Annotated in this window: 15 protein-coding genes; 4 read left to right on the top strand and 11 right to left on the bottom strand. The window is 50.5% G+C overall.

From position 1 onward, the window contains the following. Nucleotides 1-19: 19 nt before the first annotated feature. The 6 genes from odhB to sdhC form a co-directional block, all read right to left on the bottom strand. A complete protein-coding gene (odhB, locus tag OCU43_RS09570) occupies nt 20-1,237 on the bottom strand; it encodes a 2-oxoglutarate dehydrogenase complex dihydrolipoyllysine-residue succinyltransferase (RefSeq protein ID WP_091358063.1) in 1,218 nt (405 codons plus the stop codon). 47 nt (nt 1,238-1,284) lie between these two features. Continuing rightward, complete coding sequence (locus OCU43_RS09565; RefSeq protein WP_091358061.1) at nt 1,285-4,116, bottom strand: 2-oxoglutarate dehydrogenase E1 component; 2,832 nt, start codon at nt 4,114-4,116, stop codon at nt 1,285-1,287. A 315-nt stretch (nt 4,117-4,431) separates the two neighbouring features. Continuing rightward, on the bottom strand, nt 4,432-5,136 hold the full coding sequence (locus OCU43_RS09560; RefSeq protein ID WP_091358059.1) for a succinate dehydrogenase iron-sulfur subunit: 705 nt from the start codon (nt 5,134-5,136) through the stop codon (nt 4,432-4,434). A 12-nt stretch (nt 5,137-5,148) separates the two neighbouring features. Beyond that, nucleotides 5,149-6,924 (bottom strand): succinate dehydrogenase flavoprotein subunit, encoded by a 1,776-nt coding sequence (gene sdhA / locus OCU43_RS09555; protein ID WP_091358057.1) that lies wholly within the window; start codon nt 6,922-6,924, stop codon nt 5,149-5,151. Nucleotide 6,925: 1 nt separating this feature from the next. Next, nucleotides 6,926-7,273 (bottom strand): succinate dehydrogenase, hydrophobic membrane anchor protein, encoded by a 348-nt coding sequence (gene sdhD / locus OCU43_RS09550; RefSeq protein WP_091358054.1) that lies wholly within the window; start codon nt 7,271-7,273, stop codon nt 6,926-6,928. Further along, entirely contained in the window at nt 7,267-7,644 is a 378-nt protein-coding gene (sdhC, locus tag OCU43_RS09545) for a succinate dehydrogenase, cytochrome b556 subunit (RefSeq protein ID WP_091358052.1), read from the bottom strand. The genes sdhD and sdhC overlap by 7 nt, the downstream gene beginning before the upstream one ends. Before the next feature lie 514 nt (nt 7,645-8,158). On the opposite strand from sdhC, the gene gltA reads away from it, so the two are divergent. Together gltA and OCU43_RS09535 are read left to right on the top strand one after the other, a co-directional pair. After that, nucleotides 8,159-9,439 (top strand): citrate synthase, encoded by a 1,281-nt coding sequence (gltA, locus tag OCU43_RS09540; RefSeq protein WP_091358049.1) that lies wholly within the window; start codon nt 8,159-8,161, stop codon nt 9,437-9,439. 191 nt (nt 9,440-9,630) lie between these two features. After that, entirely contained in the window at nt 9,631-10,044 is a 414-nt protein-coding gene (locus OCU43_RS09535; RefSeq protein WP_139203184.1) for a hypothetical protein, read from the top strand. A 119-nt stretch (nt 10,045-10,163) separates the two neighbouring features. Here OCU43_RS09535 and OCU43_RS09530 read toward each other — a convergent pair whose 3' ends face one another. Next, complete coding sequence (locus tag OCU43_RS09530) at nt 10,164-11,372, bottom strand: ammonium transporter (protein ID WP_091358042.1); 1,209 nt, start codon at nt 11,370-11,372, stop codon at nt 10,164-10,166. A 301-nt stretch (nt 11,373-11,673) separates the two neighbouring features. Further along, entirely contained in the window at nt 11,674-13,860 is a 2,187-nt protein-coding gene (gene rlmKL, locus OCU43_RS09525) for a bifunctional 23S rRNA (guanine(2069)-N(7))-methyltransferase RlmK/23S rRNA (guanine(2445)-N(2))-methyltransferase RlmL (RefSeq protein ID WP_091358039.1), read from the bottom strand. Nucleotides 13,861-14,306: 446 nt separating this feature from the next. Here rlmKL and OCU43_RS09520 point away from each other — a divergent pair, with 446 nt between their 5' ends. After that, complete coding sequence (locus OCU43_RS09520; RefSeq protein ID WP_091358036.1) at nt 14,307-14,513, top strand: BatR family protein; 207 nt, start codon at nt 14,307-14,309, stop codon at nt 14,511-14,513. Between the two features lie 150 nt (nt 14,514-14,663). Here OCU43_RS09520 and OCU43_RS09515 read toward each other — a convergent pair whose 3' ends face one another. Further along, nucleotides 14,664-15,695 (bottom strand): quinone-dependent dihydroorotate dehydrogenase, encoded by a 1,032-nt coding sequence (locus tag OCU43_RS09515; RefSeq protein WP_091358034.1) that lies wholly within the window; start codon nt 15,693-15,695, stop codon nt 14,664-14,666. A 64-nt stretch (nt 15,696-15,759) separates the two neighbouring features. Then, nucleotides 15,760-15,978, bottom strand: a complete 219-nt coding sequence (locus tag OCU43_RS09510) for a DUF2835 domain-containing protein (protein WP_091358031.1) — start codon at nt 15,976-15,978, stop codon at nt 15,760-15,762. A 316-nt stretch (nt 15,979-16,294) separates the two neighbouring features. On the opposite strand from OCU43_RS09510, the gene OCU43_RS09505 reads away from it, so the two are divergent. Further along, nucleotides 16,295-17,992: a BatD family protein gene (locus OCU43_RS09505; RefSeq protein WP_175483518.1), complete on the top strand. Its 1,698-nt coding sequence runs from the start codon at nt 16,295-16,297 to the stop codon at nt 17,990-17,992. 40 nt (nt 17,993-18,032) lie between these two features. Here the strand turns inward: OCU43_RS09505 and OCU43_RS09500 are convergent, their stop codons facing one another. Next, on the bottom strand, nt 18,033-18,938 hold the full coding sequence (locus tag OCU43_RS09500; protein WP_091358026.1) for a TIGR01777 family oxidoreductase: 906 nt from the start codon (nt 18,936-18,938) through the stop codon (nt 18,033-18,035). Nucleotides 18,939-19,057 lie beyond the last annotated feature (119 nt).

Here is a 19,057-nt window from a genome sequence, read left to right as displayed (position 1 = left end):
GTTCTAGTAAGGGACCGACTCAGACTTCTAAAAGCATACGTGCAGGGTCTTCCAGAAGGTCTTTAATAGTCACGAGGAATTGTACCGCTTCCTTACCATCAATCATACGATGGTCATAGGAGAGCGCCAGATACATCATTGGCAGAATCTCAACCTGACCATTTACCGCCATTGGACGCTCCTGGATTTTATGCATCCCCAGGATAGCGGTTTGTGGTGGATTCAGGATCGGCGTAGACATCAGGGAACCAAACACGCCACCGTTGGTGATCGTGAATGTACCGCCCTGCATATCATCCATACCCAGCTTACCATCACGACCACGCTTGCCAAAATCAGCAATAGTCGATTCAACATCGGCCAGAGTCATCGCATCAGTATCACGCAGAACCGGAACCATCAGACCCCGCTCAGTTGAAACTGCGACACCGATATCCTGGTAGCCGTGGTAAACCATATCATTACCATCGATTGAGGCATTGACAGCTGGAAAGCGCTTCAGCGCTTCAGTTGCCGCTTTAACAAAGAACGACATGAAGCCCAGACGAGTACCGTTGTGGGTCTTCTCGAACAGGTCTTTATACTGCTTACGCAGCTCCATAACCGGCTTCATGTTGACTTCATTGTAGGTGGTCAGCATCGCAGCATTTTGCTGAGCTTCCACCAGACGCTTGGCGATCGTAGCGCGCAGACGGGTCATCGGAACACGCTTTTCAACCCGCTCACCAGAAGCGATGTTCAGGGCTGCAGCATTATCGACCTTGACGGCTGCTGCAGGCGCTGCTGCAGGTTTATTTTTGAGGTAGTTAACCACATCCTCTTTAGTGATCCCGCCATTTTTACCAGTACCCGGAATCTGATTAGCATCCAGGCCGTTCTCTTCGATCAGCTTACGTGCCGCAGGGCCGACTTTTTCGGCATCGGTAGTGGCAGATGCTTCAGCTGCAGGGGCTGCTGCAGCAGGCGCAGAGGCCGCTGCCGGAGCTGCAGATGCTGCCGCGCCCGCTTCAAAGATCGCCAGGACCTCTTCACTCAGGACCGTGTCGCCCTCGCCTTTAATGATCTCTTTGATCACACCATCGGCGGGTGCCACAACTTCCAGAACCACTTTATCAGTTTCAATATCAACGATCAGTTCATCGGTAGAACAAGCCTCACCAGGCTGTTTGTGCCAGGTCGCTACGGTACCGTCGGCTACAGATTCAGGGAAGGTCGGCGTTTTGATTTCGATTGACATGTCTTTTCCTTTCTCAGTGCTACTAACAGGCGCTTTTATCTGGCCTGTTAGCCATTGATTGCTTCATTAACCAGTTTTTCCTGCTGCTCAAGGTGTACAGAGATGTAACCTACGGCAGGCGCTGCAGCGTGTGGACGACCCACACCTTCCATATGAATCTTGTCATTGTGGCGAGCCAGAGCATGGCGCATATGATGCTGAGAACAGTACCATGCACCCTGATTCATTGGCTCTTCCTGACACCAGACGACCGATTCCAGGTTAGTGTATTCCTTGATCGCATCGAACATCTGATGTTCTGGGAACGGATACAACTGCTCGATACGTACAATGGCAACATCGTCTTTTTCCAGCTCAGCGCGACGGTTATACAGATCGTAATAGACCTTGCCGCTACACAGCACCAGACGCTTGACTTTCTTCGGATCCAACTGATTTGTTTCACCAATAACCGGCAGGAAACCACCGTCAGACAACTCTTCAAGCGATGAGACCGCCTGCTTGTGACGCAACAGACTTTTCGGTGTCATAACCACCAGAGGCTTACGCAGAGGCCGGACAATCTGACGTCGCAGCAGATGGAAAATCTGCGCTGGCGTGGTGGGCACACAGACCTGAATATTGTGTTCCGCACACAGCTGCAGGTAACGTTCCAGACGAGCTGAGGAGTGCTCAGGCCCCTGGCCTTCGAAACCATGCGGCAGCAACATAGTCAGACCGCAAAGGCGCGCCCACTTGTGTTCACCACTGGTAATAAACTGGTCAATCACAACCTGAGCACCGTTGGCAAAATCACCAAACTGAGCTTCCCAGATCACCAATGCATTTGGCATAGTGGTGGAGTAACCATATTCAAATGCCAGCACCGCTTCCTCTGAGAGGAATGAGTCGTGCAGCGTCAGCCGTGGCTGATCTGCGGCGATATTTTTAAGCGGCTCAAAGACATTGCCACTACGCTGATCATGCAGCACTGCATGACGGTGAGAGAATGTCCCCCGCCCCACATCCTGACCGGTCAGACGTACCGGGTATCCCTCAGCCAGAATTGAAGCATAGGCCAGTGACTCCGCCATCCCCCAGTTCAGTTCCATCGCGCCGACAGCCATACGCTTACGGTCATCGTAAATTTTCTGAACCTGACGCTGCACCTGGAACCCTTCGGGGACTTCACAGATCTTAGTGCCCAGCTCCTGCAACAGTTTAAGATCAACACGGGTATCGCAATCAAATGACCACTCATGACCCAGGTAAGGAGCCCAGTCGACAAACAGTTCCTGATTGGGCTTCATCACCAGAGAGTGGGTTACGTGCTTACCATCTTCCAGATCTTTGCGGTAGTCCTGCTCCAGCTGCTTGCTCTGCTCTGCAGTGATCACGCCTTCGGCGATCAGTTGCTGAGCATAGAGTTCACGTGTGGATTTCTGAACCTTGATCTGCTTATACATCAGTGGCTGAGTGCCAGAGGGTTCGTCCGCTTCGTTATGGCCACGGCGACGATAACAAACCAGATCAATCACGACATCTTTCTTAAACTCAGTACGGTAATCAACCGCCAGCTGAGTTACAAAGCGAACCGCTTCCGGGTCATCACCATTCACATGGAAGATAGGCGCCTGCACCATCTTAGCGATATCGGTACAGTATTCAGAGCTGCGGGAATCTTCCAGTTTATTGGTGGTGAAACCCACCTGGTTGTTGACCACAATATGGATGGTGCCACCGGTCTTATAAGCACGGGTCTGAGACATCTGGAATGTCTCCATCACCACACCCTGACCAGCAAACGCCTGATCGCCGTGGATGTTAACCGGAAGAACGGTCGTGCCTACCGGATCCTGACGACGATCCTGACGGGCCCGTACTGACCCCTCCACTACCGGCGCAGAGATCTCCAGGTGCGATGGGTTGAACGCCATCGCCAGATGCACTTCACCACCACCAGTCATAACGTTTGACGAAAAGCCCTGGTGGTATTTCACATCACCGGAGGTTTCCAGCGTCTTCTTGCCTTCAAACTCACCGAACAGTTCGGCCGGATTCTTACCGAAGATATTAACCAGCGTATTTAAGCGCCCCCGGTGAGCCATACCGATAACAATCTCACGGGCTCCCTGTTTACCCGCACGCTGAATCAGCGTATTCAGGGATACAATCAGTGACTCACCGCCTTCAAGACCGAAGCGTTTAGCGCCCGCGAAGCGAGATCCGAGATACTTTTCCAGACCTTCGGCCGCAGTCAGCCGCTCAAGCACCATCATTTTGCGTTCAACATCGACAACCGGATGCGAGCGTACAGGCTCCAGACGAGACTGAATCCAGCGTTTTTCCTGAGTATCGACAATATGCATATACTCAGCACCCACTGTTGTACAGTAAGTCTTTTTGAGATCGTCAATAATCTGTTTCAGGGTCGCCTCTTCAGTACCGAAGAAGAGTGATCCTAACTGGAAGGTTGTATCAAAGTCAGCTTCAGAGAGTTCATGAAAGCGAGGATCAAGATCCGGCACAGGCTCACGCTGCATAAGATTCAACGGATCGATATTCGCTGCCTGATGGCCACGAACGCGATACGCATTAATCATCCGCAAAACACGAATCTGTTTCTTTTCATGCTCAGAACTCTGACCACCGCCAGCAGCAGGCGCTGCACGACGCTGATTTTTAGCCAGATACAGGAAATGATCCTGAACCGTTGAATGAGGAACATCCTGGCTCAGGTTGTCGCCGACTTTAGGGAGTCGATCGAATTCTTCACGCCATTCCTGAGGAATCGCGTTGGGGTCCATCAGATAGGATTCATATAGCTGCTCAATGTAAGACAGGTTGCCACCATATAGATGGGCATTCTTCCACATCAGCTCCATTATGCCTTCTTGCATTCTTGATCACCCTGGCTCAGGGGTACTATCGAAGTCCAGGATGCACCACGTCCTGTCCAACTGGCCTGTTCCGGCCGTCCCCTGTTTAGTTACCGTTTATAATATTTCACGTATATAGCCTGATAGAGGTACAGGTTACGGGACGTGATTCTACGCTTTTTAAGGCGCAGTTTATATATCAATGCAGAGGGAATTCTAAAAAGTTTCCATACAAACAGATATAAGTCTTTTGACTAGTACCCCCATAACCACTGACGGGCACACAGATAAAAGTCAAAAAAAAGCGGCTCCCAATGGGAGCCGCTTAGTTTGCAATCAGGTTGCTTGTGAAATCAACATATTGCGGATCTTACCAATTGCCTTGGTCGGGTTAAGTCCCTTAGGGCAAACGTTGACGCAGTTCATGATGCCATGGCAACGGAACACACTGAACGGATCATCAAGATCAGCCAGCCGTTCAGTTGTTGCAGTATCACGACTGTCAGCCAGGAACCGGTAGGCCTGCAGCAAACCGGAAGGACCGATAAACTTGTCAGGATTCCACCAGAAAGACGGACAGGCAGTTGAACAACAGGCACAGAGAATACACTCGTACAGACCATCCAGCTCAGCCCGCTCTTCCGGCGACTGCAGACGCTCGATAGCCGGCGGCGGAGTATCATTGATCAGGAACGGTTTGATCTTCTCGTACTGCTTGTAGAACTGAGACATATCTACAACCAGGTCGCGAATAACCGGCAGACCAGGCAGCGGACGCAGCACCAGCTTGTCATTTTCGACAACTTCAGACAGCGGTGTGATACAGGCCAGACCATTCAGACCGTTCATGTTCATACCATCAGAACCACACACACCCTCACGGCATGAACGACGGTAACCCAGCGTCGGATCTTTATCTTTCAGCAGTTGCAACAGATCCAGCACCATGATGTCCTTACCGCCCGGGATATCAATATGGATATCCTGCATGTAAGGTGCATCATCGATTTCAGGATTATAGCGATATACACTTACCAGCATCGTAACAACCCCTTAGTAAGTTCGAACTTTTGGTGGAAATGCTTCGACTGTTTTCGGAGCAAAGTTAACATCACGCTTGGTGATCTCTTTGGTCTTCGGATCAAACAGTGAATGGCACAACCAGTTTTCATCATCACGCTCAGTAAAGTCATTACGGGCATGCGCACCGCGACTTTCCGTACGGGTCAGAGCTGCAATAGCCGTTGCTTCTGCAACTTCCATCAGGTTTTCCAGCTCCAGCGCTTCGATACGCGCCGTATTGAAAGACTGAGACTTATCTTCCAGATGCAGATTTTCCACCCGTTTGCGGATGTCTTTGAGCATCTCCAGACCTTTCTCCATGCTTTCACCTTCGCGGAATACACCAAAGTAAAGCTGCATAGTCTTCTGCAGTTCAGCACGAACCTCAGATACACTCTCACCACCGGTGGAGTTGTTCAGACGGTTCAGACGAGCCATAGCGCGCTCGATATCTGCTTCAGTAGCATCATCAGCGGAGTAACCAGCTGCCATCTGCTTCTCAATCTGAATACCCGCTGCACGACCAAATACAACCAGATCAAGCAGAGAGTTACCACCCAGACGGTTCGCACCGTGAACAGATACACAAGCCACTTCACCACAGGCAAACAGACCTTCAATAATCTGATCATTACCATCCGCATCGCGACCAATCGCCTGACCACCAACATTAGTGGCAACGCCACCCATCTGGTAGTGACAGGTTGGAACAACAGGGACAGGCTCTTTTACCGGATCGGCATGGGCGAACGTCTTAGACAGTTCACAGATACCAGGCAGACGGGAGTGCAACACTTCCTCACCCAGATGATCCAGCTTCAGGTATACGTGGTCGCCATTCTCGCCACAACCACGGCCTGCCAGAATCTCCAGCACCATAGAACGGGCAACAACGTCACGGCCAGCCAGGTCTTTAGCGTTCGGCGCATAACGTTCCATGAAACGCTCGCCATCCTTATTGACCAGATAACCACCTTCACCACGACAACCTTCAGTCACCAGCACACCGGCACCGGCAATACCGGTTGGGTGGAACTGCCACATCTCCATATCCTGAGCAGGAACACCTGCACGCAGAGACATACCCATACCGTCACCGGTATTGATCAGAGCGTTAGTGGTCGACTGGAAGATACGTCCGGCACCGCCGGTCGCCAGCACAGTTGCCTTAGCTTTTACATAAACAGTTTCACCAGTTTCGATACAGATCGCGATAACACCGACAACAGCACCATCACCATTCTTAACCAGATCAACTGCATACCATTCGTTGAGGAATGTTGTACCGGCTTTCATATTCGCCTGATACAGCGTGTGCAGCAATGCATGACCGGTACGGTCAGCTGCAGCACAGGTACGGGCAGCCTGACCACCCTCACCGAAGTTTTTAGACTGACCACCGAAAGGACGCTGATAGATACGCCCCTCTTCAGTACGGGAGAAAGGCAGACCCATGTGGTCCAGCTCAAATACCGCCTGAGGACCTACAGAGCACATGTATTCGATAGCGTCCTGGTCACCGATATAGTCGGAACCCTTAACGGTATCGTACATGTGCCAGCGCCAGTCATCGTTCGGATCAGCACTGGCAATCGCGCAGGTAATACCACCCTGGGCTGATACAGTGTGCGAACGGGTTGGAAATACTTTAGTAATACATGCGGTATTCAGGCCGCCCTGGGCCAGTTGCAGTGCCGCACGCATACCTGCGCCGCCACCACCAATAACAATACCATCAAAAGTCAGCGTACGTAGCTTGCTGCTCATTTTACACTCCCCACAGAATCTGAATGCCCCAAACGACGTAGATAAACGTCAGAAGACCACAAGCTGACTGGAACAAGAAGCGAATGCCTGTTGGCTTAATGTAGTCAGTTGAGATTGACCACATTCCGATCCATGCGTGTGCCGCCATTGACAGCAGAGCCATCAGTGTAAAGATACGCATAGAGGTGCATTCGAATAGTTCTTTCCACTGCTGATAATCCAGATCCGGATTAAACAACATATACCCAATCATAAAGACTGTAAAAGCAAGCAGCACAACAGCAGTTACACGCTGGATCATCCAGTCATACAGCCCACTGCGGCCAAAACTTGTAATTGAAGTTACCATATCCATACTCCTGCCAGCAGAATAGAAACAGCAGAGACAACCAGGGTAACCTTGGCAGCCATCTTACCGCTTTCCAACTCTTCACAATGACCAAAATCCATCACCAGGTGTTTGATGCCGGCAAAGAAATGATACAGCAACGCTGAAACCAGTCCCCATGCGATCAGCCTCGCGAAGAAGCTCTCCGTCAGCATCTGCGCAGCAGCTTCAAAGCCCTGCTCAGACTCAAGAGACATTCCAAGTGCATACAGCATAAAGAACGCGCCAAAAAACAGCGCAAGCCCCGTCACACGGTGCAGTATGGAAGTGATAGCCGGAAGTGGCTGTTTAATAGTTCGTAGATCTAAGTTTACGGGTCTTTTCTCGTTCACGGCTCTTGTTCACACTTATGTTAAGCCCGATTGCAGGGCTAGGTTGTTGAAGGTAGTGTACAAAGACAAAGATAAGCACCTCGGTCCAGCGCCCGCACCCCATCCCGAAATGAGGAATGCAAGCTGGAGACGGAGTATACCAGCAAATTGTCGCAATACAATTAATCAACACCGAATCTAAGTCTATTGTCTAGTGTTTTTTTTATCTGACACCCTGTCTGAACTACCTACAACTAAATGATTATTCAGCTTATTTCAGTTTCCTGATAAACCTGTTCTTAAGCATATAATACCTTTGCTGCATTGCAGTAAAACCTGGCTCGTTTGAATTGACAAACGTATTCAACGCTCTATAGTGTCAGGGTCCTATTTCGAGCTAAAACTCATATATTGTGACTGAGATAAAGGGCTGCGAGTGCTGACAGGTTTAACTGCAAACCCTGCTGTAGCGACAGATCACCCTTCAACAATTTATAAAGTCATTCAGATTAAACAGAAATGATAGGAGCCTATAATGGCTGACAAGAAAGCACGCTTAACAGTCGACGGTATCGACGAGGTTTTTGAACTGCCGGTGTATTCCGGAACAATGGGACCTGATGTTATAGATGTACGCGCTCTGACAAGTAAAGGCCTGTTCACATATGATCCGGGCTTCGTTTCTACTGCAGCTTGTGACTCTGCCATTACCTATATAGATGGCGGCAACGGTGTCCTGCTGCATGGCGGTTATCCCATTGAGCAACTGGCAGAAAAATCTGACTACCTGGAAGTATGTTACCTGCTGCTGAACGGCGAACTGCCGACACCTGAGCAGAAAGCAACATTTGTTGCCACCGTTAAGAACCACACCATGGTTCACGAACAGATGCTGCATTTCTTTAACGGCTTCCGCCGCGACGCTCACCCGATGGCAATCATGGTCGGTGTTGTCGGTGCACTGTCAGCGTTCTACCACGACTCTCTGGACATCGACGATGCCCACCACCGTGAAGTCTGCGCATACCGCCTTATCGCTAAAATGCCTACTATCGCTGCGATGTGTTACAAATACAGCATCGGTCAGCCATTCCAGTATCCACGTAACGATCTGGATTATGCAGACAACTTCCTGCAGATGATGTTTGGCAATCCATGCCAGGACTATGTAACCAATCCCGTGCTGGCTAAAGCGATGGATAAGATCTTCCTGCTGCATGCCGACCATGAGCAGAATGCATCGACCTCTACCGTACGTCTGGCCGGCTCATCTGGCGCCAACCCATTTGCCTGTATCGCCTCCGGCATCGCCGCCCTTTGGGGGCCTGCTCACGGCGGCGCCAACGAAGCAGTTCTGACAATGCTCAATGAGATTGGTGATGAGTCCAATATCGAAGAGTTCATCAAGCGCGCCAAAGATCCGGATGACTCCTTCCGTCTGATGGGCTTCGGTCACCGTGTTTACCGTAACTTTGACCCGCGGGCTAAGGTTATGAAACAAACCTGTGATGAGGTTCTGGCCGAGCTGGGCATTGAAAACGATCCTCTGTTGAAGATCGCTAAGCGGCTTGAGCAGATCGCCCTGGAAGATGATTACTTCGTAGAGCGCAAGCTCTACCCGAATGTAGACTTCTATTCAGGCATCATCCTGAAAGCGGTAGGCATCCCAACTAACATGTTCACGGTAATATTCGCCCTGTCGCGTACTATCGGCTGGATCTCGCACTGGAGCGAATTCCACAGCAGCCCGAACAAGATCGGACGACCACGTCAGCTCTATACCGGACCTGCCAAGCGGGATTACCCTAGCAAGTAACCCCCAGAACAAAAAACCAAAAAGCCGCTTTCTGAAGCGGCTTTTTTTTGCCCGATACACACTCAATTCATAAAACTAGCAGCATTGTTGAATTTTTTTCATGCAGCAAACTAGTCAATACGTTTAACTTCATACTAATATCCATACATGGGTAGGGGGATTTAAACAGCAATCTGCAAAAGGCGATGACTATGCGGCTTCCCACCCCTGTTTACGAAAGTTTGCCCTATCTCTACTTTGCCATATGCTCACTTCTGGCAATTGGATATCACCAAAGCCCGGCAATGCTAATTGCAGCACTGCTACTCTACCTCTGCGGTAGTGTAATCTGGGTTATGCGTTCAAACTACCGTCGCCGGGACCGTCGGGAACACCGCCTCCTTCTCAGCCAGATATCCCGAGGCAATGTCGAAGGTTATGCCCCGGAGTGGCTGTATGAGAGCCTGCCCTTTGCCTACCTGGCTGGCGGCGTAACCTGCTATACCCTGGTAGAAAACCCTCTGGGCTTTGTCAGCGGCACACTACTGGTACTGGCAGGTCTGATTGTCCTGAGAATCAGAATACACTGCAGACATGAGCTCAATTCTTCAGTTTCCAGGATATAAAAAAAGCAGCGGTGGCATTCCCCAGAATGCCACCGCTGCATTGCATTAACCCCCTGATCAGATCGACAGACCACTGATGTGGAGCCGTCAGCCTGCAGGACCCGAATCAGACTGAAGACTCAATCGACAGATACGGATTCAATATTGTGAATCGACAGGTCTGCACCGTTAAACTCCTGCTCTTCATCCAGCCGAAGCCCCATCACAACTTTAATCGCACCGTAAACAATCACACCACCGACCACGGCAATAGCAATCCCTAACAGAGTGCCTACCACCTGTGTAGTGAGACTGATACCGCCCAACCCGCCCAGCGAGACCGAACCAAAGATGCCTGCCGCAATACCGCCCCAGGCACCACAGAGACCGTGCAGTGGCCACACCCCCAGCACATCATCAATCTTCCAACGGTTCTGCACCACGGTAAACATCCAGACAAACAGTGCGCCGGCGATTCCACCGATCATTAGCGCCCCAATGGGATGCACAATATCTGAACCGGCACAGATCGCTACCAGACCCGCCAGAGGACCGTTATGAATAAAACCAGGGTCATTTTTACCCAGTAACAGAGAAACAATGATACCGCCGACCATCGCCATCAAACTATTAACCGCCACCAGACCGGAGATTCCATCCAGAGTCTGGGCTGACATCACATTAAATCCAAACCAGCCAATACAAAGAATCCATGCCCCCAGCGCCAGAAAAGGGATGTTAGAGGGAGGAAAAGCCACCAGCTTGCCGCTTCTGTACCGCCCTTTACGGATGCCCAGCATAATGACCGCCACCAATCCCAGCCAGCCCCCAACACCATGCACCACAACAGAGCCGGCAAAGTCATGGAACGCAGCACCAAAGGTGGCCTCCATCCAGTCCTGAATACCGTAATTACCATTCCAGATGATGCCTTCAAAAAACGGATAGACAAAAGCCACAATCAGCGAGGATGCAATCAGGAAAGGCCAGAATTGTGCCCGCTCCGCAATACCACCGGAGACAATTGCCGGAATCGCCGCCGCAAAGGTCATCAGGAAAAAGAACTTTACCAGCTCATAACCATTCCCCTGGGCCAGGGTCTGTGCATCCTGAAAGAAGGTCACATCGTATGCAACCCAATAACCTATAAAAAAATAGGCGACTGCGGAAAAGCCAAAGTCGGTCATAATTTTAACCAGCGCATTCACCTGGTTTTTCTGACGCACGGTACCCACTTCAAGAAAGGCAAAGCCAGCATGCATGGCAAACACCATGATGGCGCCCATCAGAATAAACAGCGTATTTGAACTCTGAACCAGTGTTTCTACGGCACTATTAACACTTTCCACGAAGACCTCCTGCGAAATAACGCACTCTTTTAATGCCAATTCTTAATCATAGGCACATTTATGGTGCGTTTATTAATTATTCGAACAATCAGAACATGTCGCTAATCATCTCTATCAACCATATATCGAGAGATCAACGAAATCCGCTCACTATTGCTCCAGAAATGTGCATTTTTATAAGCAGATAATGTGCCAACACACAAACTCGCACCATTTGAACGCAAAATATCCGCACCAAAAAAAACCACCTCCCGGTGGTTTTAATCGATGTCTGGCTGTTAATCTCTCGCCACTGATTGCATCACAGCGCTGAAATTTCAAAACACTGATGAATCTTACTACTGCGCTTAAAATCAAGATCGATCGATTTGCGGGTAATATCCACCACCCGATAACGCTCTGCCAGTTGCGGATCAATTTTAAAGCGGCGGTAGTTATTGGAAAAGATCAGCTTACCCTCTGGGCGCAACAATGCCATTGCCAGACTGATCAGCTCAACATGGTCCCGCTGCACATCCAGCACATCGTGCATCCGTTTTGAATTAGAGAATGTCGGCGGATCAAGAAAGATCAGGTCATAGCCCTCCCCCTTCTGCGCCTTTAACCACCTGATACAGTCCTCCTGAATAAAATGGTTACGCGCTTCTGAGAAGCCGTTTAAAGCAAAGTTTTTCTTCGCCCAGTTCAGGTAGGTTGCCGACATATCAACACTGGTGGTGGAACGGGCGCCACCCTGAGCAGCGTGAAGTGATGCCGTCGCGGTATAGCAGAACAGATTAAGAAAATCCTTTCCTTTCGCTTCCTGTTGAATCTGCATGCGCACCGGACGGTGATCAAGAAACAGACCGGTATCGAGATAGTCTTCCAGATTAACCAGAATCCGGCAGCCACCCTCTGTGATATCGATAAAGTGCGCGGTCTGATCCTGTTTTTCATACTGACTGCTGCCCTGCTGACGGCGGCGCTGCTTCAGAATTACATGAGCAGCCGGCACTCCCAGCACTGATGGCAGCACAGCGACAATCTCCTGCAGACGGGCAAACGCTTTCACCACATCGACACTTTTCGGTGCCTGGTATTCCTGCACATGCACCCAGTCATCGTAGATATCAATGGCAGCGGAATATTCCGGCAGATCAGCATCATATAAACGGTAGCAGGTTATCTCCTGTCGCTTCGCCCATTTACCCAACTGCTTGAGGTTTTTTCTCAACCGGTTAGCCAGCATCTGAGCGCCATCACTCAGCTCAACCGGCGCCGCGTCTGTCACTGCTGGTTCACTGCTATCAGGCTCGCGCGTCTCCAGGCACTCAGATGCTTGTATTTCAGCTGCTTGCCGGGCCCGGATATTGAAGATCTGCAGCTGACTGGGAATCGCTCCGTTATATAATTTATAGGTTTTATCCGCTGCCAGCTTCATCATCCGGCAGAGTTCCGGATTACCGGTGAACACCGCCGCCTGCCAGCCAGCAAATTCCGCTTTAAGGCGCTCCCCCAGATGCTGATACAGAAAGAACAGCGTTGGCTCATCCCCAAGACGCTCGCCATAGGGCGGATTAGTCACCACCAGCCCCTGAGCATCGGTCGCTGGGAGGGACAGGCGCGACAACTCTCTGCGTTCAAAATGAATCAGCCTCTCAACACCAGCTCTGCGGGCATTATCCCGGGCGATATTGAGTACTTTGGCATCGGCATCAAAGCCTTCGAAGCGACTGCTGACAACTTTCAGCCCCGCCTCCCGGCGCTGTTGTGCCTCTTCAAGCAGTGATTTCCATAACTTGCTGTTATGCTGTGTCCAGTAAGTAAAACCGTAATCCCGGCGCAGCAGCCCCGGGGCGATATCAGCCGCCATCAGCACCCCTTCGATAAGCAGGGTTCCGGAACCACACATCGGGTCCAGCAACGCTTGCCCCTGAGCCGCTTTTTCCGGCCAGCCACAGCGGTATAGCAACGCAGCAGCCAGGTTTTCTTTCATCGGTGCCGAACCGGATTGCAGACGGTATCCCCGGCGATGAAGGCTGTCACCGGAAATATCAACCGCAATGGTTGCTTCGCCCCGCTGCAGATGAACATTGACTCTCAGGTCCGGTTTCATCCGGTCGACAGAGGGGCGCCGTCCAGTTTCATCGCGGATCTGATCAACAATGGCATCTTTAACTTTCTGTGCCCCAAAGCGACTGTGATTAATCCCTTCAGACTGCCCGGTAAAGTCGATTGTCAGCGTGCCTTCCGGACGCATATGCTCAAGCCATTTAAGCTGTTGCACACCCTGATATAACTGCTCGGCCGTTTCCGCAGGACAGCGGTGTAACTCAAGCAGAATACGGTTAGCTACCCGCGACCATAAACAGGCACGATAGGCGGCTTCAAGTCCGCCGGAAAAGTAGACCCCCGCCAGGGTTTGTTTCGGCGCGTCAACATTCAGGGCCTGAAGTTCATCAAACAGAACAGGCTCCAGCCCTTTTGGGCAGGTAGCAAAGAATTTCATACTCAGGGAATACCTCATTTAAGAACGGGCATATTAACGGCAAACGCTTTTAAGACCAATGACTAAGATGCAAATTCAAAGAAAACTACAGTAAAGTGAATTTTTTTCATTGAGGTGTCGCTGTTTCAAAACCCCTGTGCAAGCTATTGAAGTAATGATCTTTTTGCAGATGCTTCTATGACATTTTTATTAAAAAACGATTCCTGATACTTTTTTTTAATTACACACCCGATTGCGTTTGCGCCATTGTGGATTTCTGTGAAGTTCACAATGTAAACAGTTAACACACAAACCACAGGAGCAATTGAGTCACAGTAAACCGGATTACTGAGACGCCAGGGAAGTCGAAAATGTTATGAGTTTGTCTTGTAGCTGTGTTTCGCACCAATGGCCCTGGTATCAGTAGTCTGCCTGAAAATATTAAGAACTAAATAGAGGCGTCTTTTATGAAGAGACAAAAACGTGATCGTTCTTCAGTACTTTTCAACCGCGGCTTTACCGCCGGACTCGTAGGTAAATCTAAAGACGAGTGTCCAGTCACAATCGGAGACCTCAGAACCCACTGGATGAGTGGATGGCGTGAAGGTCGTGAAGCACATTGGAATGGTCAGTCGGGTGTCTCGGCTATAAACATTAATCCATCTTTGCATTAACCGAACCACTGAAAACAATAATTGTGGAAAGAACATAAACAGGAAAGGCTCCCTTGGGAGCCTTTCTTATAGTTGGCCGTTCAGGCCTTAGTCACTCTCACCTAAGCAACGGACATCTAAACATCAGATATCTCTGTCATGGGTTGCTTATCAGGCTTTCCTTTCAAGCTCTGCAATCGCTTTTACAGACTCAGAAATCAATTCAGGACCGCGATAGATAAAGCCGGTATACACCTGAACCAGTGAAGCCCCAGCCTCAATCTTTTCTGCCGCATCAAAGCCATTGGTAATTCCGCCCACACCGATAATCGGCAAAGCACCGTCCAGTTCACGGGCCAGAATACGAATAGCCTTAGTGGCAGCATTACGCACTGGTACACCACTCAGCCCTCCGGCTTCCTGTGACACCGGAAACTCCTCAACACCGGCACGGGAAAGGGTGGTGTTAGTGGCAATCACACCATCGATCTCATAGGACTTGAGCGATGCAGCGACCAGAGCGAATTCCTCTTCACTCATATCGGGGGCGATCTTAACCGCTATCGGGACATACTTACCATGCAAGCGGGCCAGATTGGCCTGTTCGGTCTTAAGTGCCGCCAACAGTTCATTCAGGGTGTCGCCAAACTGTAATGTCCGAAGCCCGGGAGTATTGGGAGAGGAAACGTTCACTGTGATATAGCTTGCCCTGTCATACACTTTGCGCATGCAGATCAGGTAGTCATCCGTCGCCTGTTCCACCGGGGTATCGAAGTTTTTACCGATATTGATGCCCAGAATGCCATCAAAACGGCTCTTTTCAATATTTTTCAGCAGTGTATCAACACCCTGATTATTAAACCCCATACGGTTGATAATCGCCTGACGTTCAGGAATCCGGAACAGACGCGGCTGAGGATTGCCCGGCTGCGGTCTGGGTGTAACCGTCCCCACTTCAACAAAACCGAATCCCAGTGACGCCATACCATCGATAGCAATGCCGTTTTTGTCCAGTCCCGCAGCCAGGCCTACCGGATTCGGGAACTTAATCCCCATCACCTCTACGGGCTGACTGATCGTTTTAAAGCGAAACAGTGAGTTCAATCCAATACTGGCCATCAGGTTAAGGCTGTTCAGTGACAGGTCATGGGCCGTTTCAGGATCCAGTTTAAACAACAAAGATCGGGCAGCTTGATAGAGCATGGGATACCACAAGTCAAATTAAAGTGCGGGCATTATATGCAAAGCCGTCGGCGCTGTAAAAAAATCAGAGCCGTTCGATGCTACTGAATTTTCCCGCATCAGTATATGAGATACGAAAACTCCCCTGAATTCCGTTATGCAACAGATAGGGTTGCAGCAATGAAGATGGAAATCTGACCCGCCGGCCATCACGACTGGTGGCCACAACATCCCTTGCCTGAGATGTGTAATGAGCCAGATACTGCTCCTGAGTTAAGTGTATATCGACAATGATCTGTTGCATAAGTGTTTCTTAAAGAGGATATATGGCTTCCTGCGTTATTCTACTGCCGCTGCAGGCAGGCTGCCAGCATATCCGCGTAGTCCCTCCCTCTGTCGGTTCAGCAAAAGGTCACAACAATCGAGTCATGCGGCTAACTCAAAGACTCCGGTTTATCTCTCTAAAAGTTATCCTTTTGCAGCATTTTTCAGTTATGCTACTACGGCTGCAGCGGTGGTGCGACAGCCGCCCAGCGGGCAGCGTTAACAAGATGACCATGAACACGGACTGTATTAACAAGCCTTCTGGAGCCGGACAGTCACCGGAGATTAACTTACTTATGTCGCAGATGTTCCACCTTACCCGTTCTCTCATCACTGGTTTGATCATACTGGCCTCCTCACCAGTCTGGGCACAGCTCAATGTTTTTCCTGATCGCTTTTCTATCACTGAGGGTGAAACCATTCAGCTAACGGTTGAGATCGATCAGCGTACCTCAAGCCGCCCGGACTTTTCGCCTCTGACAAAAGATTTTCACTTTCTGGGCAGCAAACAGATGACTGTCTCCAGCTATGCTAACGGTGCTAACCAAAATATCACTCGCTGGAAAATTCTGCTGCGGCCTCGCCGGGCAGGTGATCTGCAGATTCCGGCGTTGCAGTTGAATAATGAATACAGTCAACCACAACTGATCACCGTGGAAGGGGTTGCCGGTGCGGCGGCACTGATCAGCAGCGATTCATTTCTTGAAAGCTCAGTTGACAGTTATGAGGTTTATCAGGGCAGCCAGCTTCTGTATAGCGTCAGACTGTTCCATCTGGAAGAGCTGCCGCCGATGTCAACATTGTCTGAGCTGACCATCCCCGGCACCAAAACAGTTCCTCTCGGTGATAAACAGCAGTATAGCCGCCAGATGAAGGGGCAGACCTATCAGGTAACAGAACAGAGCTATGCCATTTTTCCAGACCAAACCGGTCCATTAACAATACCCGCGGCCCACTTCAGTGCCGGTCCCGGAACACCGGAGCTGACCACTGATCCGATCTCCATCGATGTATTACCCAGAGTTTCTCAAACGATACGCGGCTACTGGCTGCCAGCCAGCAAAATTACTCTGGAAGACCTTACTGAAGCGGATAACAACCTGGTACTGGGTGAAAGCCAGCTACGCACCCTCAGAATCAGTGCCGAGGGATTGATGGCTGAACAGTTACCCGCCCTGATGCCTCTGCGTAATGAACTGGCCCGCATCAACGTAGAAGATGTCAGCCTGGAGCAGAAACTCACTGCCAAAGGGGTTGTCAGCAGCCGTACAGAGACGCTGCGTATCACCCCTGCAGAGCGGGGTGAGGTCACCCTGCCGGAGATAATTATTCCCTGGTGGAACATCAATCAGGACCAGAGTGAGAAAGTCCGCTTAGCCCAGGTGATTCTGAGAGTTGCCCCCCCCTCACCTGCGCCAGCCACGCCCCCGGCAGTAGAGGCGGTTGCCGAAAAATCGGCAATGGTCGCGCCAAACATCCCCTCAGAGGATAAGCCGGATTACAGCAGTATACGCATACTGGTCTGGCTGCTGACCGCGATTACCATTATCTCCTCACTGGGCTGGCTCTATAGCTATTCTGCACAGCGGCGCAAGAAGTTTGATATCGGTGACTTTGATATCAGCTCAGCGGACAAAAATCCTCTCCCCAACTCATTGTCGCAGCAACCAATGGCTGAAGCCGGCGCTTCCCAGGCAAAACCACAAGACGATGAGCAGAACGCGTTTGATAAAGCGATTCAGGCCTGTGACCGGGATATTCCCCTCGAAGCCCGGTTATTGATACTGGATTGGGCCCGACTGTTCTGGCCAAACAGCCAGTTTACAGACAGTCTCCATCTGAGTGAGATCAACAACAGTAAAACCCTGGAGTTGCTACTGATCGATATGGAAAGCTACATCAGCGGTGCTGAAACAGGCCAGTGGTCCGGCGACCTTCTGGCACAGGCTCTCAGACATATCAGAGAGAGTCAGCTACGCAAGCGGCAGCGCTGAAACCGCACCGTTTTGCTGATAAGCGGCGAGTTAATCCTGATTAGTCTGCAGGCTCCAGCACCTGGGCCAGCGCAGTATCCAGATCAGGATAGGCAAACTTATAGCCCGCCTTTAACAGCCGTTCGGGGTAAACATTTTGCCCTTTAACCAGCAGATCACTGCCCTCACCCAGCATCAGATCAAGCATCACGGCAGGCACTCTGAACCAGCATGGCCGGGATAAAACACTCGCCAGCGTCTGACTGAAGGTTGCATTGGTCGCTGCTTCAGGTGCGGTGAGATTATAGGCGCCATGAAAACTATTATGGGTCAGCATCATACAGATGATCTCTACCTCGTCGTCCATATGGATCCATGACATCCACTGATCCCCTCTGGCAACCGGACCACCCAAACCGAGTTTGAAAGCAGGCAACATTTTTGCCAACGCACCGCCATGCCCCAATACCACCCCGGTTCTGATCAGACAAACCCGCACCCCCATGGTCTGAGCCTTAAGCGCTTCACTTTCCCACCGCTGACACAGCTGATGGGTAAAATCATCAACCACCTCCCCTCGTTCAGGTAGCTGCAGATCATCTGTCCGGCAACCATAATAGCCAATTGCCGAACCACTGATCATCACTTCCGGGTTGTGTTCCAGCCGCATAATCAGTGAGACCAGATCTGCAGTAATGCTGATCCGGCTGTCCACTAATGCCTGTTTGCGGGCCTCATTCCAGCGCTTATCGGCGATCCCCTCTCCAGCCAGATTGATGATGCCATCGATCTGCTCATCACTGTTAATCTGATCAAGACTGGTAATTACTCTGACAGAAGCCCCAAACAGATCCCTGGCTTTGGCTTCAGAGCGGGTAAGAACCACTGGCTCATGATCGTAATCCAATAACCGGGGAATAAGGTGGCGCCCAATAAAGCCGGTAGCACCGCTGATCAGAACCTTCATATAGATCTCCTTAGAAAGAGTGCCAAGAAACAGAGGACATTAGCCCCTACCCTGATATTGCAAACCAGGCTGTCTCTCTTTATAAACATAGACCAGTGAAAATTTAACAGGAAATAATT

The sequence above is a fragment of the Amphritea atlantica genome (assembly GCF_024347255.1).
Classification (GTDB): domain Bacteria; phylum Pseudomonadota; class Gammaproteobacteria; order Pseudomonadales; family Balneatricaceae; genus Amphritea; species Amphritea atlantica.
The sequence above is the reverse complement of the archived record's forward strand: the minus strand, read 5'-3'. Positions and strand labels throughout refer to the sequence as shown.